The 21,762-nt window shown below is 52.8% G+C and carries 19 protein-coding genes and 1 tRNA gene; 12 read left to right on the top strand and 8 right to left on the bottom strand.

Annotated elements, in window-relative coordinates; translation table 11 throughout:
- Positions 1-65: 65 nt before the first annotated feature.
- Both SH668x_RS17870 and SH668x_RS17875 read right to left on the bottom strand, forming a co-directional pair.
- Positions 66-1,088, bottom strand: a complete 1,023-nt coding sequence (locus SH668x_RS17870) for a class I SAM-dependent methyltransferase (RefSeq protein WP_437186423.1) — start codon at positions 1,086-1,088, stop codon at positions 66-68.
- 40 nt (positions 1,089-1,128) lie between these two features.
- Positions 1,129-2,493, bottom strand: coding sequence for an NAD(P)/FAD-dependent oxidoreductase (locus tag SH668x_RS17875; protein WP_437186424.1), 1,365 nt, complete (start codon positions 2,491-2,493; stop codon positions 1,129-1,131).
- Between the two features lie 249 nt (positions 2,494-2,742).
- Between SH668x_RS17875 and SH668x_RS17880 the strand changes: the two genes are divergently transcribed.
- The 7 genes from SH668x_RS17880 (at position 2,743) to SH668x_RS17910 (ending at position 6,792) form a co-directional block, all read left to right on the top strand.
- Positions 2,743-3,243 carry a hypothetical protein gene (locus SH668x_RS17880; RefSeq protein WP_437186425.1) on the top strand — a complete coding sequence of 167 codons (501 nt, stop codon included), beginning with the start codon at positions 2,743-2,745 and terminating at the stop codon, positions 3,241-3,243.
- Between the two features lie 61 nt (positions 3,244-3,304).
- Entirely contained in the window at positions 3,305-3,529 is a 225-nt protein-coding gene (locus tag SH668x_RS17885) for a hypothetical protein (protein WP_437186426.1), read from the top strand.
- Entirely contained in the window at positions 3,513-3,935 is a 423-nt protein-coding gene (gene rnpA, locus SH668x_RS17890; protein WP_437186427.1) for a ribonuclease P protein component, read from the top strand. The genes SH668x_RS17885 and rnpA overlap by 17 nt, the downstream gene beginning before the upstream one ends.
- A gap of 39 nt (positions 3,936-3,974) precedes the next feature.
- A complete protein-coding gene (locus SH668x_RS17895) occupies positions 3,975-5,177 on the top strand; it encodes a hypothetical protein (RefSeq protein WP_437186428.1) in 1,203 nt (400 codons plus the stop codon).
- A gap of 130 nt (positions 5,178-5,307) precedes the next feature.
- The gene (locus tag SH668x_RS17900) at positions 5,308-5,811 is read left to right on the top strand and encodes an acetolactate synthase (RefSeq protein WP_437186429.1); all 504 of its coding nucleotides are present in this window, start codon (positions 5,308-5,310) and stop codon (positions 5,809-5,811) included.
- A 113-nt stretch (positions 5,812-5,924) separates the two neighbouring features.
- Positions 5,925-6,341 (top strand): ArsR/SmtB family transcription factor, encoded by a 417-nt coding sequence (locus SH668x_RS17905; RefSeq protein WP_437186430.1) that lies wholly within the window; start codon positions 5,925-5,927, stop codon positions 6,339-6,341.
- Entirely contained in the window at positions 6,328-6,792 is a 465-nt protein-coding gene (locus SH668x_RS17910) for a DUF6428 family protein (protein ID WP_437186431.1), read from the top strand. The genes SH668x_RS17905 and SH668x_RS17910 overlap by 14 nt, the downstream gene beginning before the upstream one ends.
- Positions 6,793-6,887: 95 nt before the next feature.
- Here SH668x_RS17910 and SH668x_RS17915 read toward each other — a convergent pair whose 3' ends face one another.
- Positions 6,888-8,102, bottom strand: coding sequence for a M28 family peptidase (locus SH668x_RS17915; protein ID WP_437186432.1), 1,215 nt, complete (start codon positions 8,100-8,102; stop codon positions 6,888-6,890).
- Between the two features lie 195 nt (positions 8,103-8,297).
- Between SH668x_RS17915 and SH668x_RS17920 the strand changes: the two genes are divergently transcribed.
- Together SH668x_RS17920 and SH668x_RS17925 are read left to right on the top strand one after the other, a co-directional pair.
- A complete protein-coding gene (locus SH668x_RS17920) occupies positions 8,298-8,600 on the top strand; it encodes a hypothetical protein (RefSeq protein ID WP_437186433.1) in 303 nt (100 codons plus the stop codon).
- Between the two features lie 456 nt (positions 8,601-9,056).
- Entirely contained in the window at positions 9,057-9,905 is an 849-nt protein-coding gene (locus SH668x_RS17925) for a hypothetical protein (protein WP_437186434.1), read from the top strand.
- Positions 9,906-10,007: 102 nt separating this feature from the next.
- On the opposite strand, the gene SH668x_RS17930 is transcribed toward SH668x_RS17925, so the two are convergent.
- Both SH668x_RS17930 and SH668x_RS17935 read right to left on the bottom strand, forming a co-directional pair.
- The gene (locus SH668x_RS17930; protein ID WP_437186435.1) at positions 10,008-11,372 is read right to left on the bottom strand and encodes a glycerate kinase type-2 family protein; all 1,365 of its coding nucleotides are present in this window, start codon (positions 11,370-11,372) and stop codon (positions 10,008-10,010) included.
- A 38-nt stretch (positions 11,373-11,410) separates the two neighbouring features.
- Positions 11,411-11,483, bottom strand: a tRNA-Thr gene (locus SH668x_RS17935).
- 185 nt (positions 11,484-11,668) lie between these two features.
- On the opposite strand from SH668x_RS17935, the gene SH668x_RS17940 reads away from it, so the two are divergent.
- From SH668x_RS17940 to SH668x_RS17950, 3 genes are read left to right on the top strand one after another with little or no spacing between them, the layout of a single operon-like run.
- Positions 11,669-12,328, top strand: coding sequence for a hypothetical protein (locus SH668x_RS17940; protein ID WP_437186436.1), 660 nt, complete (start codon positions 11,669-11,671; stop codon positions 12,326-12,328).
- A gap of 13 nt (positions 12,329-12,341) precedes the next feature.
- A complete protein-coding gene (locus SH668x_RS17945; protein ID WP_437186437.1) occupies positions 12,342-12,554 on the top strand; it encodes a transposase in 213 nt (70 codons plus the stop codon).
- A gap of 24 nt (positions 12,555-12,578) precedes the next feature.
- Entirely contained in the window at positions 12,579-12,923 is a 345-nt protein-coding gene (locus tag SH668x_RS17950; RefSeq protein WP_437186438.1) for a transposase, read from the top strand.
- A gap of 47 nt (positions 12,924-12,970) precedes the next feature.
- Here SH668x_RS17950 and SH668x_RS17955 read toward each other — a convergent pair whose 3' ends face one another.
- From SH668x_RS17955 to SH668x_RS17965, 3 genes are all read right to left on the bottom strand, one after another.
- Positions 12,971-19,522: a ThuA domain-containing protein gene (locus SH668x_RS17955; protein ID WP_437186439.1), complete on the bottom strand. Its 6,552-nt coding sequence runs from the start codon at positions 19,520-19,522 to the stop codon at positions 12,971-12,973.
- A gap of 250 nt (positions 19,523-19,772) precedes the next feature.
- Positions 19,773-21,176 (bottom strand): ATP-binding protein, encoded by a 1,404-nt coding sequence (locus SH668x_RS17960; protein ID WP_437186440.1) that lies wholly within the window; start codon positions 21,174-21,176, stop codon positions 19,773-19,775.
- Between the two features lie 134 nt (positions 21,177-21,310).
- On the bottom strand, positions 21,311-21,643 hold the full coding sequence (locus SH668x_RS17965) for an FmdB family zinc ribbon protein (RefSeq protein WP_437186441.1): 333 nt from the start codon (positions 21,641-21,643) through the stop codon (positions 21,311-21,313).
- Positions 21,644-21,762 lie beyond the last annotated feature (119 nt).

Consider the following 21,762-nt stretch of genomic DNA (forward strand, 5'->3'; position numbering starts at 1 on the left):
TGGAATTCCCTGAAGACGCTCTACGAGTACACGCAGACGGCGAATCCGAGTGCCTCCTGTGGATGTCATTTCACCGCGAGGATCGCATCAGCTGGCGATTCAGTGACCTGCCCCTGCACTGTCTGAAATCCCGCAGACTGGAGCAAAAGTCGATACTCCTCGAGTGTTCGTTCTCGTCCTTCCGTGCAGACCAGCATGTTGAGGTCTTGTAGGAGCGCCCACTCAGGACCATTCCGTTCGGGGTTGATCATCTTTTCTGCGAGGAGCAATCCTCCTCCAAGCGGAAGCGCTGCGTGGATTTTTCTCAGCAGCTTCAAGCTTTTCTCTTCACTCCAATCGTGAATGATTCTTCCAAGGGCGAAGAGGTCGGCTTGGGGAAGTTCTGTTTCGAAGAAGTCGCCGTCAGCTACGGTGACCCGGGAGGCGACATCTGTTGAGGCGACCATTTCTCGAGTGAATGGAGTCACTTCCGGGAGGTCGAGAACAATTCCCTCCATGTGTGGATACAAGCGGCACGCTGCGACTGCAAGGTGGCCAGTCGCTCCGCCCAGGTCTGCGATCGTTTTGAATCGACTCAGGTCGAAAGCGGCGACGACGTGCGGCGAGCTGATGAGGCCAAATCCGTGCATTCCCATCAGGAACTCACGCTTGCTCTCCTCATCATGATAGAAGTGAGTGAAAATCGGTTTGTCATCGTCAAATGTCTGCGTCCAGCGATGCGATCCTTCGATGACGCTGTCTTCGAGATTACCCCAGAGCTTCCACCCGGATCGGTTTGAATAGTTGATATAACCTGTCATCCGCTGAGGACTTTGCGTTGTCAGATAGGCGGATGCGGCCGCGGAATTCTGATAGCTCTCTCCTGCTCGTTGAAGCAGTTGCAGTCCGACGAGTGCATCAAGCAGACGCGTCACGGCAACAGGAGAAGTTGGGAGCGAACTCGCCAACTCTGAAGCTGTCTTCGGACCATTCGCCAATTCATCGAATACTCCCAGTTTGACCCCGGCGAACATCGCTTTGGAACGCCGGTAGGCGACCAGAAGATCAAGGATTGGTGTTGGATCAGCTGAATCGGAGTGATTGTTCATAGCAGCTCATTCAGTGAAATCGGCTTCAGAATTTGCGGGCTCAAGCAGCGCTGGGATCCGGAGAAGTTCCCGTTTGACTATTTTCAGAGGTTGGTGGCACCCGTACAAAGCCGACGGACCGCGGCGCGACAACTTCGAGAGTCGAGTCCCCGGTGATCAGTCTCGCTTCGCTCGCACTTGACAGCCAGCTCAGGAACCAACTCATCAGCACTTCACTGCGATTTCGGAAACCAACCAGAAACGCAATGTGGATAAATCCCCATGCTAGCCAGGCTAGAAAGCCGCCGAACTTCAAGCTGCCTATCTCTGCGATTGCCTTTGAGCTTCCGATGATCGCCATCGATCCTTTGTCTTTGTAGACGAATGGCTTTCGGTCAGCTGGAGTCGATTTCCCCGCGAGCTCCCTCGAGAGTACTCGACCAACATATTTGCCCATCTGAATTCCAGCTTGCGCCACACCGGGTATGGGAGAATTGGTATCCGCTGACGTCGCCGCTGCCATGTCCCCGATCACAAAGACTTCTGGATGTCCGGGAATGGTGAGATCGGGACCAACGATCACACAGCCACTTTTGTTCAGCGGAACACCGAGTTGACTTCCCAACGGACTCGCCTTTACCCCTGCTGCCCAGAAGACATTGCGTACAGGGATGTTCAGCTCGCCAATCGAGATACCCTGCGGAGTAATGTCAGTGACACGCGAATTGAGGCGGACTTCCACTCCCAGTTTTTCGAGATCAGCTTCCGCGCGCCTGCTCAGCTCTTCCGAGAATGTAGGGAGAATTCGGTTTCCAGACTGGAAGAGAATCACCCGTGTGGTGCGGGTGTCGATATTCCGATAATCCTTCGGCAGTGCTTTTCCAGCAATCTCCTTGATTGCACCAGCCAGTTCGACACCTGTCGGACCTCCACCGACGATCGCGAACGTCAGGGCAGCATGCCGGGCTTGTTCGCTCCCTTCGTATTCGGCGGATTCGAACGCGAGAAGGATTCGTCGTCGAAGATTCGTGGCGTCTTCAAGCGTCTTGAGTCCCGGAGCGACTTGAGCCCAATGGTCGTTTCCGAAATACGCATGTGTGGCCCCTGCTGCAAGGATCAAATAGTCGTAGCAGGCATAGCCTCCGGGAACGTAGACCCGTTTGTTTTCAACGTCGATCCCTGTGACTTCGGTCAAAGCAACTTTGCAATTCTTCTGGTCACGCAAAATTGAACGGATGGGCGCACTGATATCCGCCGGAGAGAGAGAGGCTGTTGCAACCTGATAGAGAAGCGGCTGAAAGACGTGATGATTCTTCCGGTCGAGGATTGCAACCTCTGCATTGACCTTCGCAAGTCCCTTCGCAGCCGCCAGTCCGCCGAAACCACCGCCAATAATGAAAATTTGAGGAACCGATTCCGCATTCAAAGTGTTGGCTCCGATCAAAAAATGAATCGTCAAAATCCTTATGGATGACTGTGATTCGTTGTAGAGTAAGGTGATGATGTGAATGCGGGAATGCCATTCTGAAGTCGGAGGATGTTATTTTCGAAATCCGCGACTGAAGCATCATCCTCCAGAAATTGTCTGCAAAAATGGTGTTGTGGACCAACGTTGAAGTTTGTCCCGATGCCGCGTCCCGGGTGTTCCTCCGAATCGTGAAAGCGTCGAAGAACGATGTCTGCGAATGTTCGAAATATTGATGCGATCAGAGACTTCCGCAGTCAGCTTCTCAAGTTTATCGAGGAGTTGGATGGGGCTTTACAAACGATGCATCTCGAATTGCATCGAGCAATCGATTGGATTGGACAAGATCGCCCAGCATACTGGAAGCAGGAAATCCGCAGAGGGTTTGATACTGTCTCAGCGACTCGAATCGCACTGGAGCTTTGCCGGAATCGTACGGTCGCGGGCCAGCGTTCGTCCTGTATTGAAGAGAAGGTCGCTTTTGAAAAAGCCAAGCGAAGATCGCAGGAATGCCAAGAAAGAGCAGAGCGCGTGGCGAAATGGTCAATGAAGATTCAGCACGAATCGGATGAATTTCGATCGCAGCTTGCATCGCTTCGGACACTGCTTGATCGAGATCTCGCGCAAGCTGTGCTTTATCTTCACAACAGCATTGAGATCCTTGAACACTACGCAGAGATCCAAGGGGCTCCAGAGAATTCTGATGGCTGAGTGATTCAGCACAGGAACGCGGTTGACGAGTTGAAATTAAATCGGAACGCTGGAGGTCAGGATGCGAGTTGGAAATCTACAGTCAGCTGCCGGTCGAATTCAGGATGCACTGGAAGAATTGCAGATCGCGTGGCAGAATACGCGCGAACATTGGAATGACCAGCAGGCAATTCAGTTTGAGCAGACAGTTCTGAAGCCATTGGCAGAACAGTTGGTCATTACCATTCCTGCAATCAACAAGATCTCACAGACTTTCGGAGCGGCCGAACGTGAATGCTCTGAATAATCAAGATTCTGAAGCTGGCGATGAAACCGGGGCTTTGCTGTTTCCGCGTTTTCGTCGCATTCAGAGCGGTCGGGATTTTGAACGCATCTATGCATTGAAGCAGAAATCCTCGGATAGCCGACTCGTTATTTTTGCTTCGGTGAATGAAACGGGGAGAACTCGAATCGGCCTGAGCGTTTCCCGACGTCATGGAAATTCGGTGGTTCGACACAGACTTCGCAGATTGCTCCGTGAGGCATATCGGCTGGAGCAACACCAGATTCCGGAAGGATTGGATTTGGTTCTGATTCCGGGGCGAGAATCCGCAAGTGCGACGCAACAGGAATTTCGGGATTCCATTGTCGTGCTCACCAGAAAGCTGGGCGCTCGTCTGATCCTCGCGAAGACTCCGGAGAAGAGTTCATAGCATTCATGTTTCTTTCGGCGTTTGGGCGAGAGGCACACGATGATACTGAGATCGCGGCGTTTGCTTTGCTTCATCTTGCCGTTTGTCCTCTCTGTCTCATCCGGTGTCGATGCGGCGGATCTCAGAGGTGAGTTTCTTCAGGGAGTTATTCAGCGTCAGTATTACGAGATCGCTCAGGAAACGCTCGATTCGCTGAAGGCCGATCTGGAACTCCCTCAGGATTTGCAGGAGTTACTCGATCTTCAACAAGGTTTGATCTTGCGGGGTCTGGCAGCGACTGAAGCGAGTCCTGAAAATCGCAAGCAGATGCTGGAGCAGGCGTGCACTTGCATCGGCAGGTTCCTGGCTCAGCATGGGGACCATCCGATGAGAGACCGTGCGAAATGGGCGATCTCTGAATCACGAATCGAACAGGCTCGCTCGGTCGTTCACAGTGCAAGTTCTCTCACTCAGGAAGAGATGAGTGAAGAGGTTCGCTTCGTACTTCGTGAGGGTATTCATCAAGCTCGTCTTTATCTGAGTCAGTTGAACACTCTGTATCAGGAACAATGGGAGAAGTACCCCCTCTATATTGCAGCGGAAGATCATTCCTTGAAGATCGCGAGAAATCAGGCATTTGAGCGGTACCTTCGGTCTCAATTCGATCTGGCTCAATGTGACTATTGGGAATCATTGACGTATCCAGAAGTAAATGCGGTGCGAGGACGACTCCTGACCCGCGCTGGCAATGCCTACGGAGAGATTCATCAGCGATATCGCAGCCAACTCGGCGGACTCTATGCGAGGCTCTGGCAGGGAAAGTGTTACGAGGCGTTAAAAAGCGTTGAGGGGACGCGACTTGCCCTCGGCATTTATGGCGAGATCATCGAGCACGACGGAACATCTCCTTCGTTGATCTCAATCAAAGAGACAGCACTCCTGTTTCGGTTGAATTGTCTGAATTCCAAGTTCAGAAAAGACTATCAACTCGTTGAAATCGAAGCGTTGGATTGGCTGGACTCCCACCCCGAGCGCGCGGAAACAGCAGCGGGATTAGGGATCGAATGGCAGCTTGTCGTCGCGTTAGCTCGCATGAGCGAGGAAAAGGAATGGGCCAGAGACACACAGCGGGACTTTCAGATGCGAGCACTGGAGCATGCTGCTCACGTGGCATCAGTCCCGAATGACAATCAGACTGATGCACGTCAAATGGTGGAGTCGACCTCGGCAGAATCAAAAGGTGAAAATTCTCCCTCACAGTGAGGGAATCAGAATAAGTTTGACCCTCTTTTCAGAATTTCTTAACGTGTTCCACTGAAGAGATCGGCAACGGAGTTGATTTGGAGTCAAACCGGGTCGAAATCCGCTGGCACGTTTACACGGATCGCCCGAGATGCCGTTCAATGATGACGACGATATTCCGATTCAGCCCATGACGATGAGAAGTCGCGACTGGCCATGTTTGCGGCAGTTCTGTGTCGTGCTTGAAAACAGAGTGGGGCGACTTCACGAACTCATCAAGCAGCTTGAGTCTCAGGACTTGAGAATCGTTGCACTGAGTATCGTCGACGCTGTGGATTTCTCCGTCGCTCGCGTGATGGTGGACGATGCTGATCGGGTTCGCGAGATTCTGTCGCTGAACGGCTTTACGTTCATCGAGAACGATATTCTCGGTGTCGAACTCCCTGATGAGCCCGATCCGTTCGGAACAATCTTCCGGATTCTCGTGGCTGCGGAAATGAATATCACCTACACCTATCCACTGCTCTACCATCGCGCTCGTCGTGGAGCGATCGCCATCTTCGTCGAAGATGTTGATTCCGCCCGGCAGGTGTTAATCGATCATGCTCAGCATCTGCTGACGGAGAAAGATCTCCAGTCGGACGATTACTTCTAGTCGTTCACGGAGTCAGTCAAGCCTAAGGCCGACTGCCATTCGAGGCGATACTTGAGGTTGACAAGCAACCATTACACGATATTGTGTATTGATTCCTTGCTGGTGTTGGTGCAATGTCATCCTCAAAAACGAATCGATCACGCATACTATCTCTGAAAGACCGTAAGCTGCTCTCGCCAATTCAGGCGGGGGGCCTCGCTGCTGTATTCAAGGTACTTGCAAACGACACGCGACTGCGGTTGCTCCATGCCCTCATCCGTTCCGATGAACTGTGCGTTTCTGAACTTTCAGCTGAACTTGGGATGAAGCCACAGGCTGTGTCCAATCAGCTTCAGCGATTGCTCGACCTCGGAATTCTGTCGTGTCGACGCGAAGGGAACAACGTATTTTATCGCGTCATCGATATTTGTGTCTCGGGGCTCATTGAGCAGGGCTGGTGTCTGACTGAAGCCGCAGGGACTCACCCCTCACTTACCGATCGGGCGAATCAATGTTGCTCAATTGAAGGAGAAGGCTGTGAAACTCAGTGAATTTCTGAACGTCCTGACAGACAATCCATTCAGTTCCATTCAGATTGTCCTTCCGAACGGTTCGTTTGTGCCGCCGCACTTCCATGTGACAGAGGTCGGTCGAGTGCAAAAGGATTTCATCGATTGCGGTGGGACAGTGCGTTCTGTGACCTCCTGCGTGCTGCAAACATGGTTTACGGGCGATGTGGATCATCGACTCGATACAACCAAGCTGCATCGAATTATTCAGCTCGCTGCTCCGGTTCTTCGCTCAGAAGACCTTGAAGTTGAAATCGAACACGAATCGACATTGATTTCACAATATCCCTTGATTTCAGCAGAGGCCACGACCATGGGGCTAGTGCTGCGACTCGGAACAAAGCATACAGCGTGTCTCGCTGAAGACCTCTGCGTCGTGCTTCCGGTTGAAGAAGGTGGATGCTGTGGTCCAACGAGTTCCGGGTGCTGTTAACTCGCAGTTGACGGAACGTCATGTCGCATGTGGGCAAGATTGTGTTCCCTCAAATGGACCACGGTCGCCTCACTAAAACGCCGATGGCGTTCAAATTAAAACACAGCGACAAGCAGGATCAGTGCTGTTCGACCGACCCATTTGCGTTCATCGTCTGACACCTTCCCTTTTCGGACCATAAACCCGGTCTTCGATTGCACCTGGGAAACGAAAAAACGCTGCGTGAATGTCAGTTTGAAACGACCGTCTTCATCTGCTTTCATCAAATGACTTGTGATCTGATGAACAGCGCGGGCTTCTTCCACTTTTTGGTAGACGGGATCTTCCCAGACGATCGGCTGTTCGCCGTTCCCCAGCTTTGTGACGAGCTCAGTAATCAGCAGGATAATGCGAGTCGTCTTCGCGTAGTCGATTTTGTCCGGTGTGTCTGAAGGACGGTGGTAATCCGGGTGTTCTCCCGTTGAGAAGAAGAGAAACGGAATTTGCTGGTCTCGGAACGGACCGTAATCGCTTCGCGTCCCAATCATGTCCGTGCCGAGTTGAGCCAGTTCAAGGCCGTCGGGCACTTGAGTTTTCTCGATCGTCTCGCGAATCAAGCTGGAGTGCTCTGCTCCGAGCAGGAAGACTGTTGGCAGATCCATTCCGCCGAGTGAACGACCGATCATGTCTGCGGTGATGGAAAGCTTGATCTGTTGAAGATCTACGGGAGTGTGGCCAATAAACCAGCGAGACCCCCAAAGCAGCGTCTCTTCGAAATCGAAGGCAACAAATGCGACGCTTCGTTTGAGTGGTCTAGCTGCAATGGTTCGCGCGACTTCGAGTAACATCGAGGTCCCGGATGCATTGTCATCCGCTCCGGGATGGACTTCACCTCCTAGAACACCGAGATGATCGTAATGGGCATTGATGATGATCCATTCGTCCTTGAGAACGGGGTCTGTTCCGATAACGCATCCACCGATATTTTCGCCGACTGGTCCAAGTTCTCCATCGAGCCCCACTTGGCCGGGTACAGGTTGAATCCATTCGCCATTGAAGAACGGACGAACGCCGCTTCGCACGAATTCACGAATGATGTAGTCGCGTGCCAGCTGCTTCGACCGCCCTGCTCGCCCCTTTAATTCTGGACTGGCGAGATAGGAAATATGTGCCCGAATCGCAGCTTCACCCGTTAAAGGGACTTCTTGTGCCGATGCAGTGGCTGTCCATCGGGCACCGACCACCAGAGCGAATACAGCGACGGCCAGGTGAACAACTCTTGCCGTTCTAGCGGGGTACAGAACACGGAGGGAATTCAACAGATTGTGCATAAACACTCCTCGCGACCGACGTATCGTCTGTAAGAAGGCGTCGCTGATTTCGTGCGATTTTGCAGGTTGCATGGATTCTTCTCGAAAAGCCTGATGTGCAGGCTGCTTTTAGTCGAAAAACCAGATCAGTGTCCATCTATCATCGAGCGAAGGCCAACCGAGGCTGATTGTCCGACTTCAGGACTTGGAGAATAAATGTTCAAACGCACACTACTTGCCGTTGTCGGCGTGGCAGCGCTGCTGGCCTCCGGATTCGTTGGTTCCGAATGCGCTGAAGCTGCTCCTCCGGGGCAGCCAAACGATTGGCAGCGGTTCTACCACTACCCTTACGTCTACTATCCACACAACTTTCAGAAGCAGCCTGAGAGTTACAACAGCATGTACTACCGCTACGGACAGGAACGTCGAATCCCTGTGTACAACAAAGACTGGTACAACTTCTACCCAGCGAAGAAGCCTTACCACTCTGGAAACCACTACACCTTGGACGTGTTCTAAGAGTCTTTGCTAAAAAGATTTGCGAATCAGTTGAGTCTCGACAGCCCGCTTTTGAGCGGGCTGTTTTCATTTTGCAGCTGAACCCCGACGATTATCCTATCTTCCCCAAAATTCATATCCTTCGGCGATTCGGTTTGACTCACCCAACCTGCAACCTATTGTTCTGCAGAGCCGCATCGGACAGCTTGTCTGGTGCGGTTTTATTGATCGAAGAACTGAAACGCGGCGGGGCGAAGCTTGGAGCTTTGAGGGGGCCCTGCCGCGTTTTTTTATTGATCACTCTCTCAACGCCTCTTGTCAAAGCTTGACAATTCTATCGATTACGCCAAAGTTGCGGACTGCAAAACGTCGATACCGAGGAGGACCGTTTCTTGGTCGGGCGCGGGTCGTGTGGCCTGTTGGTTACATGAGAGGCCGGTTCAAGGTTCAACTCTGAAGTAGAGGCTTGCAGCCAGCATGATGTCAGCGAATCCATTTCGAGTTGCATTTTGGGCAATGGGCATCTCGTTCGCTCTGACCATTCTCTTACTGCTGCCCAATCTCCCCGGCGTTCGTGGACTCTCTCACAAGAAGAAGCATCTTCCACTTCCCTACGAACAAGCATCGACGGCGCAGCTGGATTCCAATTCGGATCGACGCACAGAGCAATCCGAAGTTCAAGTGGAAAAAGAGCCCACCCGATACAAGCCCATTCAAGTAGCGTCAGCGAATCCAGAGAGCTCTCTCGAACTCGGAATAGCTGGTCCCATGCCGACAATGGATGAACGCGCGACACTAGCGAAGAATTCGCAGCGTTTCGCCCAGAGCAAACCGGAAGAAGCAGAACTGGGAGTTAATATTCCTGTCCCATTTCCAGGTGGAGAGGTGGGGTCACCCTTCGCGTCCGATGGAGTGACAACTCCAGCTTCGGCCGAGGCAGCGATGCCAGTCCCAGACTTCGTTCCTGAAGTGAATGTCGTCTCCGCCCCAGCGACTCCACAAGTGATGCCCCCTGCTCCAGCCGAAGTCGTGGTACCCGTTGAAGAGAAGCGACCAGCGATCACTGTCATCGAAGGAGAGCAGGAGAATCGATGGACGTTTCAGTTCCACGAGGCTTCCATCGATCAGATCCTGAAGACACTCGCAACGTATCAGGGGATGACCGTCGTCGTTGGGAAAGGAATAGACTCCACCTACACCGGTGAGTTCGCGAATTCGGATCCAGCACAGGTGTTCGCAGTCATTCTGAAGACTTATGACTGCAAGCTGACACGTCGCGGGAACTTCATGATCGTCAACAAACGAGACGATGTCGCTGCCCACTAGAGCGCCTCTCACGGCAGCGTGGCGTTCCGGCGACGATAAACCCAGTGTTTCAACGAGCTTTTTCCACATTCGCCGCCCCCTCCGTGACAGGGGCTAGCGATTCTACGGGGCTGCCAATGCAACTCTCAAGTCCATCACATTGGTGTGTGTTGGACCGGTTTTGATGAGTCCATTGATCTGGTCAAAGTAGTCGTACGAGTTGTTCACTCGCAGAAACTCTTCGGGGTCGAGTTCTGAAACTCTCGTTCGCTCCAGGAGAGCGTTGTCGACAAACGCACCCGCAGCGTCGGTGGGACCATCTTCTCCATCGGTTCCTCCTGAAACGATTGCAAACGACGCTGGTGACGATGTGCGGAGTTCGCAAAGCGCTGCGAGGGCGAACTCCTGATTGCGACCGCCTCGCTGTGGGCCAGTGGTTCTAGAAAGCTCGACAGTCGTTTCCCCGCCGCTGACCAGGCAGACCTTGCGAGAGGGGTGAGCCTGGTGTTGTTCACAAATCATTTCAGCAAAGGACCGCCCGGCTGAACTGGCAACGCCAGCTTGATCAAATTTCGTGTCGAGAACGTCGTAGCCAAGTTCGATTGCGTGCTGCGCTGCCGCCTGGACAGCGGTTGCATTGTTCCCGATCACGTGATTGAAATACTGCCCGGTCGGTTCTGCAGGAAGCCTGGGACGACTGCTCTGCTTCCCGAGAACCTGCAGGATTGTCGCGGGGAACTCGCAGCCTGTTCGAGTGGAGACATCCTTTAAGATCGACAGCGCACAGTCTGGATCAGCCCGACGCAGAATCGTCGGACCAGATGCGATTGTTTCCAAGGGATCGCCGATGACGTCCGAGATGATCAGAGTGATCGTGAGCCCAGCACCGCATGCCCGCAGAAGCCCTCCTCCTTTGATCTCCGAGAGTTCGCTACGAACCGCGTTGAGCTCCTGAATCGTTGCACCATTTCGGGAGAGTGTTCGCGTGAGTTCCAGCTTCTCTTCCAGAGTAATTTCAGGGATCGGGGCCGGAAGGAGCGCACTGCCTCCTCCAGAGATCAGGACGATACACAGATCGTGAGAACGAAGTGAGCGAACTCGCTTGAGGATCTCTTGAGTCCCTCGAATCCCCTGTCCTGTTGGCTCGTTCACCCCGGCCGGTCTGGCTCCGTGCAGATGAATTTTCTTCAGCGGCTGTACGCAGTCTTCAGGGACATTGATCCAGCCGTCTATCCTTTTGAGCAAGTCGCAGCCAAAAGCTTGCTCAAGTCCGGCAGCCATTCCAGCCCCGGCCTTCCCAGCGCCGACAACGCAGATCTGACCGCCGTCTCCAGGAGACCAGCAGTGTCCCGCGATCGTTAAAGTGTTTCCGGAGACATGAATCTGGTTTCGGACCAGTGCAGCCGAATCGACCGCGTTGACGCCGGCAGCCCAGATTTTCATCGCGTCTTTCGTGAGGAGCGAAACGTTATCCGGAGCTGGGAGCATGAAACCAAGCCGGCAAAAGAACAGCAAGATCCTCAAAGAGCCGCCGATCAGATTCGAACTGACGACCTACGCTTTACGAAAGCGTCGCTCTGCCAACTGAGCTACGGCGGCTGAATTGATTAGCCCTGATGGACTCATCAACGTGAAATGTTGTGTTCCCACAGTCTGCCATCATCGTGCAACCATTGAAATACAAACTTCAGATCAAAGTCTACCGGTTCCCGTAAAACAGGCAAGCCAATCAAGCCACCTAAACCTTACGAGGACTTCCCGCTATTTGCCCATGCCATTGGTCGGTGGGCGAAAAAACTCGGGGTAAATTCGTATACTTCGGGCCTTGGAACGATTGGGAATCGGCGAAAAGGAGATCTGACGAACAGAAAGATGATCTCTTTGCGGGACGGACACCCGTTGTGCGTGGCGAGGGCCTGAACTTACGTGATCTGGCGAACCATTATCTGACGCACAAGACCCGGCAAGTCGACGCTGGGGAGCTTTCCACCAGGACTTTTCGCGATTGCCATCGAGCTTGTGAGCGAGTCATTGATGCATTCGAAAAAGACAAGCTCGTCTCTTCCCTCTTGCCGGAGGACTTTGGCAGGCTGCGTGAGCGGTTGTCTCAAACCCTTGGACCAGTTGCTCTGGGGGTTGAGATTCAAAGGATCCGGAGCATCTTTAAATTCGGAATGGACTCCGAGCTCGTTTCCGGCAGAGTCGCGTATGGAAAGCAGTTCGGAAAGCTCTCCAAAAATGCCGTCCGCGCAGCGAAATTAAAAAAGGGCGTAAAAGACATCAGATCTGAAGAACTCAGGGCCGTCATCGATGAGGCAACAAAACCACTCAAGGCGATGATTTTATTGGCCATTAATGGTGGCTTCGGAAACCATGACGTGGCTCAGATGCCTCAGGTAGCGATCAACCTAGAGTCTAAAATGGACTTAAGTGTTGAATTTTGAGTAGGTCCTGTGGATGAGAAAGCCACGGATGCCTTTCCCGAATGACGTCGCGGATGACGAATGGGCCTTTCTGGCCCCGTATTTGGCGATCGTCAAAGCGGACTCGCCCCAGCGGGTCCGCCCTTTTAGAGCGGTGTTTAATGCCATGCGATGGCTCGTTCCAACAGGTGCTCAATGGCGTTTCATGCCCCATGAGTTCCCTCCTCGGCCCGTGGTCTACCAGTAGGCGCGGCGTTGGCTGGATGCTGGTGTGTTTGAGCACATCACTCATGATCTGCGGGAAGTGGCTCGCGTTGCTCAGGGACGCGATGAGCCCGCTTCGGCGACGATCCTGGATGCGAGAGTCATCCAATCCACTCCCGAGAGTGGAGCCAGAGCAGGTTACGATGGTGGGAAACGGCGGAAGGGATCGAAGGTTCACCTGGTCAGCAATACCGAGACACAAAACGACGCCGAAACAATCAGCGAAAAGCTGATCATCAGGCTCCACTATTTCAATCTGCACGATTGCAGCTTCTTGATTTACTCGCTTTTGCTGTGTTTATCTCGCCGACTTCTCCCGAATGCTTCCCCCTCATTAGACTGTACCAGCTAGCCATTCGCTGAGGAGAATTGAGCGATCCCTCTTCTCTTTGCGACGGATCAATTTGCTTGATCGCTGGTGTCCTCATCAACTGTCTGGATGTAATGCCAGATCGCCTCGAACTGTCTTTCAGCATCGCCGTCAAAGTGTGACTTGATCTTGGTCGTCTTTCCGTCCGTAGCCAATTTGGGCATTTTCGTGTTCACGTCAAATCGGGGAGGATCCATCACGAAGCGGCTGTAAAAGTCGTGTTGCAGTCTGTCGCTGATAAATGCGAAGTTAATTCCGGGGGCAATCGTGACACGCGTGTCACCAGTCGGTTGATCGCGTCCAACCGCATGGCACTGACGACAATCAAGTCCTGTGTTGCTAAGCGTCAAGGCGTGTCCAATCTCGACAAGTTGCAGGTCAATTGTTTTAGCTTCTTGATTTAACGAGTGGCCATGTTCCTCTGCGAGCCCTTTTGCAAGCGCGGCTGCGTAAGCGGGAAATGCCGGCATTCGTCCTTTGATGTGCTCGCGGGGCTTATAGCTCATGTCCCCCTTGAAGAACTTCTCCATCCAGTCCGGCTTGAGTTTCTCTCCAGCCCACGTCAGGGACGGAATCGCTTCGGGGAGAAATCCAGTATCGAACTCGTCAATGAAGATCGATGCTCGTGGGCTTGAAACATCATCCTTGGAGTGACATGCACTACAGAACAGGCGTTTCGTTAATCGTTGTGCGGAGTCTGTTGGCGATTCCAGTTCCAGCGATGATTCTCCCATTCTCAGAAAAGTGACCAGAGCATCTCGTTGATCCTGATTGAAATGAAATCGCGGGATCATCCCCTGTTGAACATCGTTTTCAGCCAGGCAGCCTTGATAGGAAGGCGAAGCAAATAGGGAACGTTGCTTTGTGAGTGTGCTTTCCGCCGGAGACGATTGGCTGTGACACTGCGAGCAGCCTCGTGACACAAAGCTCTGTTTGCCACGTGCTGCATCCGCATGCGCGAGTTCGGCAGCATGTTCATGAATTCCGGTAGAGTTCTGTCGGAGATACGCTGCGATTGCGTTTGCCTCATCTACGCTCAGGCCGAAGTCTGGCATACTGATCCACTCGTAGTGTGCATGAGGCTTCATCAAGAATTGTTCCAACATGCCCGGTCGAAATTTCCTGCCGGTAAAGTGAAGAGAAATGCGGTCGTATTCCGGATCTCCCTCAGGAGGCAGGAAAGAATGGCAGGTATAACAACTGAGATTCGAGTAGAGAGTCTCCCCCTGCGTGATGAGTTCATCATTCACTTCATCTGCAGTTTCGACGAGGGAGTTACGATCGGCTGTGAGCCAGGCTGTGATGTCGGCAGCGGCTTGTCGATCGTCCGCACTCTCTGGATGAAATAATTGCGGCATCGTTCCGTGATTGCGTGTCGCTGCCGGATTCATCAGCCAGTTGAAGATCCAGTCTGGTTCGACCCGGTCGCGGATCTCGACGAGGTTTGGAGTGTCGCTGGCCAATTCCGGCATCGCGAATTCTGACATCCCATTGAACTCCGAATCGTGGCACCGAAAACAATGGAACGTGACGCTCAGTTTTCTCCCAAGCGTGAATTGCTGAGCAGCAATGAGTTCTTCTGATCGGGCATCGTGAAACAGGACCGTCGGTGGAATCGGCTCCCGTGCGAAGAGAGCACTCTTCCAGTAGAGGTGAAGTTGACCTGCTCCTGAGTCTTGGGATTGAAAATCGATTTCGAAGCGATGGTAACCCTTGGCAAGCGAAATGCTCGCTTCTCGCGAGGACGAGTTCAAATCGGAAACCGAGAGAAGTTTCGTGCCATTGATCGTCAATTCCGATGCCCCTGTTCCTTCCATGCTGAAGAAATATTCGTCCTTGGAAGAGACTTGCAGGTAACCGGTCATCTTCATTTGAAACGACCCCGGAGTGAGCGAGATCGACGAAGGAGTCCCTGCCTCGACGTTCAGCGCCGGGACCCGCGAAACGCGATGGTGAGTCAATTCCCCTTGCTGAAATTCGCTGTGTAAACCGGGTTGAAGAGATGCGAGGATGTCTTCTGAAAGCTGTGAGTCGGAAACGATCTGATTCAAGGTGGTCGGATCCTGTGTCGCGTCGCCAACCTTGTTGATGGTGTAATAGATCGTGTGCCGAAGTGGGTGTCCGTCCTTGCGAGCTAATTTGCAGTCGATGCTCATTTGCATGACAGGTTGCAGCGACGGGAGTTCAAGGAATACGGTGCGTCGGTCGGGGAGGAGCGTGGCGGATTGAATGTCCAGCACATCGCGCCCTTCCTGCAATTTTCCAGAGACACGGTAGTCGGTCGATCCGTAATTGGCTGAGTACAAATAGTTCCAGGCCTGAATCTCAAATTGATTCACGTCGTTGGCTGTGCTCGGGTCCAATTCCACTGGGAATGTGATCGCAATACCATTTGCTGCGGTTCGAACCTGCACCGGGAGGTCAACCTCTTTTCCGGTATATCGAACCCGTTGGAGGCACCCATCCTGAATGGCATTCGAGACCCATCCTTTGAGGCCGCTGACGTAGAGTTGATGATCGGTGGGGCTGAATCGACCACGCATTGCCCCCGAATCAAAATCGAGTCCGAAATCGACGATGCCTCCTTGAATCGACTCGCCGACCTGCTCTCGCAGCAGCAACTGGAGTCGTGATTTTCCATAGGACAGGCTCAGGGCCTGCCCTTTGAGAGGGCCCCATTGATCAGACGTCACCCACACTTGGCTTCCAGTGGAATTGTCGACAAGTCGCGGAATCCAGCAGATGGGAGGGTTGTACCCCAGCGGACGTTCTGATGTGACTTGAGGTCCAAGGTAGCCATAGAAATCCCCCTTCTTCACTTCATAAATTGCTGACGATGGAGTCCAGTCCCCTTCTTGTGGAGTCGTGGTTATCTCGTCGTTTGGACCGATTGAGAGTCCGTTTGGATTGCGAAGCCCGGAAGCAATCACCTCATGCCCTGAACCATCTTTCTTGACGCGTACGACACCCAGGTTGGCATGAACGAAGTAAAAATCCCCTTGAGAGTCTCTTTCCAGGCAGGCGATATAGTCGTGTCCTCCGGGGGAGGTGAGGTAGCCGTTATAGAAGCAATCGTACTGATCCGCTGTACCATCGTTATTGAGATCTTTCAGACGGGTAATCTGGTCCCGTCCGATCACGTAAATCTCGTTGTCGACAACTCGAAGGCCGAGCGATTGAAAGAGACCAGTCGCATACCGTTTCCACGTAACCTTCTTCAGTTCTTCGTCGATCCCTGTGACGATCCAGACATCGCCGTGGACAGTGCAGACCGCCAAGTCTCCGTTCGGAAAGAAGTCGTGATCGCTCAGGAACATCAGCGCACGATAGGGGTTATTGAAAGGGACCTGAATCGTATCAAGAGTGTAAGGTCCTGCATCTTCGCCGAGTTTCCCGGAGGTCTCGATCCGCTCTCCCCACTGATCTGGGCCAGCTAAAATCCACTGTGCGAGTGACGGGATTTCGCTCTCGAATGTCATCGACGACAGCACCTCTTCGACTTGCTCTTCTGTTCCTGTCCAGTACAGAATCTGAGTCGACTGTGCTTTTGAATTGGCAGGAATTTGAAGCAGGAGTGAATTCGGTCCACGTGTCGTGAGCGTGCCGATGCTCCCTCTGACTTTGACAATTGTCGCTTGGTTGTCCTGTCGACTGACAGCGAAACTCGTGCTTCCAGATTGTTTAATCTCGATTGCATGTAAGGTAGACAGAAGTGGTACCTCGACTCCCGATGGGGCGGTCGTTTCAATCGTTCTAGTGATTAAGGTGTGCCCCCCGTGCGATTCAGACCAGGGAGACTCAGCGAGAATTGCGTCTCCCTTCTGATAGCGGAGAACGGTGCGGTTCCCGTGAACGTTCATTCCGAGATACTTCGCTTTTAATGAACCATCGTCATCGAATGGCACGCTTTGAAAGAGGATGTTTCCTGCAATTTGCGGCGAATCGCTGATCCCATAACGCCCTGAGGTAAATTTGAGGAAAGGACCTGTCCAGGCTGCACGAAACTCGGACCGCCCTGTGTCGTAAACGACTGCCGCTTCAAGATTATTGCCGACGCGAATCGAGAGCCCTTTGGCGATTGGACGTTGATTCGGTAGCGGAACGATACTCGCGAGGAAACCGCCAATATCAGCCTGATTCCAGCGACCATCCACAGAATCTTCTTCCGTCCAGCGAAAGCCCAATGCATCTTCTCCCCAGTGCCCTTCAATCTTCAGGTGGGAACTGTTGAGGTTCGATTGTTTCGGATCAACCACACGGAGCGAGTTCTTTTGCAACGACTCGTCAGGGGATCCCCGCTCTGCGTCCCAGTTGTCCAGTCTCCACAAAGCGATCGTGTCGCGAGTTTGCTGGTGTGGTCCTGTCGGCAACGTGATCGGAAGAATGCCACGGGTAATTCGCACATCATCGATGAGCCCGTTGCATCCTAATTCTCTTCCGACAAGACATCCGATCGCGAAGCGACCCGGCAATGCGGCGATATGCCGACTTTGAATTTCCTGTTCCGCGACCTTCTGAGCGTCGACATAGAGGCAGACTCGATCTGTCGCAAACGTCATCGCGATGTGATGCCACTCTCGATCACAGATATTGATTTGGGAGTGGACATGATCAGGGCTCAGTCCGGGGAGGTAAGCCGTCAGGAAGCCGCTTCCCGGCATCGCAAACAGTTCCCAATGCGTTCCTGATGATTTCAGCTCATGGGCAGCGAGAATCTGATAGTTCTGGGCGTCCTCGATGCGGGCCCAGAGTTCAATCGTGACGGGCGGGTTTCCATATTCCTCAACTCCGTCCGCCATCAGTGGAATAGCTGCGGCGTCCAACGCTTGTCCCCACTTCCCTTCAACGAGTTCAGGTTCCAATTCCGCCGGCTCGGCAGCGACCTTCGCTTTGGGCAGAGGAGCAATTTGATCCTGCCTGGCAACCCATGCTCCCGCTCTGCGAATCAGTTCCGAAGTCCCGTCCGTCTCGAGTGATTCAGCTGCGTGTCCCAAAACCGTCTGAAACACACGGCCAGATTCGTATTCATAGACGAACGCCATGGGCTCCGATTCCCCTGTGACATTCGATTTCGCGGTGGCCAGCACGTGAATCGGGAGTGTTCCCTGCTGCCGAAAATAGAGTTCATCTGTCGTCTGAAACGGTTCCATCCCTTTGGTGATTGGGTGATCCTGATCTTCAATGTCAACGATGAATTTTCCGTAGTTGTCATGTCCACTCAGTCCAGGAGTATGGTCCCAGACTCTTCGGCAGATCTCGCGGTATTCCGGCCACTCGGATTCCGAAGCATTGGGTAGCGAAAAGTGAAATGCTCCATTCGCAAAATGGATGATGAGAAGTCCTCCGCCATCAGCGAGATACTGTTTGAAACCTGCTTTGGCTTCATCACTCAGCCCTGGTTTTTCCCAATTGCAGTAGTTCTGCACAAGAAAATCGTAGTTGTGGATTTCAGGCGTCGCGAGTACCTCAATCTCTTCGGAAACATCGACCCGGATACGAGGATCACGCTCGAGAGTCTCCTTGAGAATCGGAGTCGTTGCTTGCCATGGATGCCCGGGGTGATGCGCCCCGCTAAGGATCAGGCCGCGAATTGGCCGTTCGTTGACGACAGCCTTTTCAGTCCCTTCCTTTCCAGTGATTGCCGCAGTGATTTCGTCGTGTGTGTAATAACGAGCTTGAATTCCAGATTCAGGCACTTCGAGATGGGCTGTCCACGCCAATGCGTTCAGAATCATGCAGCGGAAGTCGTCATTCTTCCAGTTTTCGTAGAAGTGACCACATGTGGTTCCAAACCCGCGTCCTTTGTCGCTGCGTTCTTTGGCCCAAGCGACGACTCGGCCATTCTCATCCCGGCCGGGGAGTGCAGTGACAGAAAGAATGGGAGTGACGCTTGTGTCCCCCTCCTGGAATCGCAGATTGAAATAGAACTCTTCATTCAGTTGAAACGGCTTCATTCCGCGAGCAATAGGATGCTCGGGCGCTGCGAGATCAACACCGGTGTCCATCGTCTGAATCGCGGAGTACCACTTCCGTTCGCCGTTTTCTTCCCAGTCGAAGTACGCTCCGCTCCAGTTCAAAATATCTTCGGCGTACGCATCCGGAGCGAAGGTCGAAAAATGAAATGTCACGAAACCGCAGCCTCGCTGGATTTGTTTGGCGATCTGTTGACGATTCTCTTCGCTATTGAAGTGCGGGGCTTCTTCGTAAAGTTCTCCATCTCGACCATCGGAGATCACCATGATCGTGTCGGCATCATCCAGAGTCGTCGGATCTTCAGGCCAACCATCGAGGTGATATTCAACCCGAACTTGCTCCGTGATGTTGGAATTGTCGAGCATGACCTTCAGCAATTTGACAGACCAAGGATAGTCATGAATTCCGTTCCCGACAGGGCCATGACTCTTTGGGCCGGCAATCAGGACAATCTTGCGAGTCAACGGAGCTTCAGCCTCCTGAGCATGGATCGCTCTCGAAGCAAGAAATTGAGTGCCAAGCAGCAGCAAGAGAGCGAATCGCAGAATTCCTTGTTGGATTCTACTGAGTCGATTGATGGGGCAAATCGGTTTCATACGATCGTGCATCGATTCGGGTCCAATCTCTAGACTGCTCAAAACGCAAACGCATTGTCCGCAATCGCCTCATAGAGAGGACACGGCGGACACGTCTATCTGCGCCAATCTTAGTCAAGTCATGATTAAGATGGCATTGATCCGCCGCTCCAAGTCTGGAACTTCCAGTTATTGGATTTCCCCTATGTCCGCATCGGATTGCAGACAACGTTTGTTCGCAATGTCTCATCGCATTCGGTAAAGCGAGATGACGCCGTCTTTTTCAATTAAGTCGATAAGAACGAGAGGCGAACTCGGGCCATTGATTTGAACGTGATACATTCGGCTTACGGCAGATCATGCGGAACAGCGTCTCATCAGCGTCTCGCTGATAAGTGATTGATCCATTCAGGTTCTGTGCGGTCTGTCGAACAAGAGTCAGCCCTAACCCCATTCCTTCCGCTTTGGATGTCTGGAATGCTTCGAACATTCGCGAGACGTCAGCATCAGGAATTCCGGGGCCGTTGTCCCGAACATCGATGGTTACAGACTCGTCATTCGATGTCAGGGAGACGCTGACTTTTCCACCGTTAGAAGTTGCTTCCACTGCGTTTATACAGAGATTCAACAAGGCTGCACGCAACTGGTCGGCATCTTCGATTTCAAACTGGCAATCTGTCCCGACAAGCGAGAACCGGATCTGTCTGTGCTCACACATCGGGCGCACCAGTCGTTCGACATCCTGTGCGATCGCTCCGATTGTCGCCTTCACATGAGCACGTTTTTCATCGCGAATTAATCCGACCAGACCACGAATCTGCTCCTCCGTGAGTGCCAGCTGACGCAGCGTCACATTCAGGCTGTCGTCTGTTTCAAGATCGCACCGCCTCTGATGAACTTGCACCGCTAGTCGCGCTCCCGTCAGCGAATTCCTCAGCTGATGGGCGATTCCGCCAATCAGCTGTTTGATCAGTCTGGCCCGTTCTGCTTCCTGCTGATGCTTCGTCAGTTGATCCAGATGAACGCTCATCTGGTTGACGGATTCTGACAGGTCTCGCAGTTCATCGTCTCGAGTTGCCAATGGGATCTGGTCGAATTGACCACCAGCGATTTGAGCCACCTGTCGCTCAATTCCCTGAATTCGACGTCCCATGCGACTGGCAACAAGAATCACTGCAATTGAAGTAAACAGCAGCGTCAGAATCCCGGAGAGTATGGGAATTCGCACTGCATCCGATCGGGCCGATTCCACAAGCTCAAGTGGATAAAGGACGAGAACACTCGTCTGAACTCCCTGCTCAAATGTCGGCACCCGCTTTGCGAGATATTCAACACGGTTGAGCGTAATGGAATGAATTTGGTCTGTGGCGGAGACATGGTTCTTCGCGAGGTCGTCAGTCACTGCTGTGCCAGCGAGGTCTGGAAGAGTCGACTCGACAACGTTTGATCCCGTCCGATGAACGAGAAGTTCTGCGCCGGAGAGTTCTTTCATCTGGCTCAACACAGCTTGTGTAAGCGGGTAGGCCTTGTGAGTAAGCGCCGAATGCAGTCCTTCGAATCGGGCCGTGACTTGTTGCTCGACCCGCTTGAGTGCTGTGTTCGCTGCGAGAGAGGTGACCCCTGCCACAATCAGCAGCTGAATAGAAATCAACGGCAACAGGATCTGATTTCGAATCGGCCAGCGCATCGGCGTTTCCACTTCCCCTGTTGCCATGAGGCTCGTCTGGCCCCTGTGTCAGGGGATGAGGCGCCACCGAAAGCAAAACACCAACGATCGCTGCTCTGTACGCTACCGGACTGCAAAATGCCTCTGAGATGACATTAGTCCAGATGACCGAGACTATCCCCTTTGAGTGGGGCGTCTCTGGAAATGATATCCGGCCCCTTCCCTGCCCGCTTTTCGTAGATTCCGTCTCCAGCTTTGACGTATTTTGTAAATCCAAGACGATCCAGCTTCTTGTCATCTTTGACGTTCTTGTTCATCGCTCCTTCAGACCAACTCCCTCCGATAAAGGGAGCCTGAATGATTCGTCGAACGGGAACGCCGGTTTCCGGATGCTCTGTGAGAGGCGAATCTTTCATCCCCTGAATAATTTCAAAGGTCTCGCCGCCCGATCCGTCCTCGCTGATAACTTCGTAAACGTATGTAGGCATGGCAATTATGGAAAGGTTTGGAGTTGAGGGTGCTACTGCAATTTTAACCGGAAATGCTTGCAAGCAAAGGGCTCAGACAATATTGGAATCGCGTCGAGTTCCAGTTTACCGGAGGAATT

Origin of the sequence: Planctomicrobium mucosum (assembly GCF_051466335.1) — a bacterium.
GTDB lineage: Bacteria > Planctomycetota > Planctomycetia > Planctomycetales > Planctomycetaceae > Planctomicrobium.

What these genes read in the sequence shown, in the direction of transcription:
- SH668x_RS17925 (WP_437186434.1), top strand. Translation starts at nt 9,057, where the DNA reads ATGATGTCAGCGAATCCATTTCGAGTTGCATTTTGGGCAATGGGCATC.
- SH668x_RS17885 (WP_437186426.1), top strand. Translation starts at nt 3,305, where the DNA reads ATGCGAGTTGGAAATCTACAGTCAGCTGCCGGTCGAATTCAGGATGCA.
- SH668x_RS17965 (WP_437186441.1), bottom strand. Translation starts at nt 21,643, where the DNA reads ATGCCTACATACGTTTACGAAGTTATCAGCGAGGACGGATCGGGCGGC.
- SH668x_RS17895 (WP_437186428.1), top strand. Translation starts at nt 3,975, where the DNA reads ATGATACTGAGATCGCGGCGTTTGCTTTGCTTCATCTTGCCGTTTGTC.
- SH668x_RS17905 (WP_437186430.1), top strand. Translation starts at nt 5,925, where the DNA reads ATGTCATCCTCAAAAACGAATCGATCACGCATACTATCTCTGAAAGAC.
- SH668x_RS17960 (WP_437186440.1), bottom strand. Translation starts at nt 21,176, where the DNA reads ATGCGCTGGCCGATTCGAAATCAGATCCTGTTGCCGTTGATTTCTATT.
- SH668x_RS17920 (WP_437186433.1), top strand. Translation starts at nt 8,298, where the DNA reads ATGTTCAAACGCACACTACTTGCCGTTGTCGGCGTGGCAGCGCTGCTG.
- SH668x_RS17945 (WP_437186437.1), top strand. Translation starts at nt 12,342, where the DNA reads ATGAGAAAGCCACGGATGCCTTTCCCGAATGACGTCGCGGATGACGAA.
- SH668x_RS17955 (WP_437186439.1), bottom strand. Translation starts at nt 19,522, where the DNA reads ATGCACGATCGTATGAAACCGATTTGCCCCATCAATCGACTCAGTAGA.
- SH668x_RS17880 (WP_437186425.1), top strand. Translation starts at nt 2,743, where the DNA reads ATGTCTGCGAATGTTCGAAATATTGATGCGATCAGAGACTTCCGCAGT.
- SH668x_RS17930 (WP_437186435.1), bottom strand. Translation starts at nt 11,372, where the DNA reads ATGCTCCCAGCTCCGGATAACGTTTCGCTCCTCACGAAAGACGCGATG.
- SH668x_RS17915 (WP_437186432.1), bottom strand. Translation starts at nt 8,102, where the DNA reads ATGCACAATCTGTTGAATTCCCTCCGTGTTCTGTACCCCGCTAGAACG.
- SH668x_RS17900 (WP_437186429.1), top strand. Translation starts at nt 5,308, where the DNA reads ATGCCGTTCAATGATGACGACGATATTCCGATTCAGCCCATGACGATG.
- SH668x_RS17870 (WP_437186423.1), bottom strand. Translation starts at nt 1,088, where the DNA reads ATGAACAATCACTCCGATTCAGCTGATCCAACACCAATCCTTGATCTT.